Origin of the sequence: Bradyrhizobium campsiandrae (assembly GCF_014529705.1) — a bacterium.
GTDB lineage: Bacteria > Pseudomonadota > Alphaproteobacteria > Rhizobiales > Xanthobacteraceae > Bradyrhizobium > Bradyrhizobium campsiandrae.
Map to the genome: position 1 here is coordinate 1 of NZ_JAANIH010000306.1, position 303 is coordinate 303.

The window sequence follows — 303 nt, forward strand, 5'->3', positions numbered from 1 at the left end:
TCCGGCGCATCGGCGCGGACGGCGCCACCGGCTATGCGGTGGAGTTCACTGGGCCTGCCGTGAGCGAGATGAGCGTCGAAGGACGCATCGTGATGTCGATCATGATCGTCGAGGCCGGCGCGCGCGGTGTCGTCATCGCGCCCGACCAGAAGGTGCTCGATTATCTCAAGGGACGTCCGCGCGCGCCGAAGGGCGAGATGTGGGATCGCGCCGCCGAGGCCTGGCTGCAACTCGGCTCCGATTCCGATGCCCGCTTCGACCGGGAGATGACGATCGATGCCGGCGACGTGGCCCCTGTGGTGA

General features: G+C 68.0%; 1 protein-coding gene. It reads left to right on the top strand.

Annotated elements, in window-relative coordinates:
* Window positions 1-303: aconitase family protein (locus tag G8O24_RS43215; protein ID WP_244646447.1), on the top strand; the 303-nt coding region annotated here is incomplete at both ends.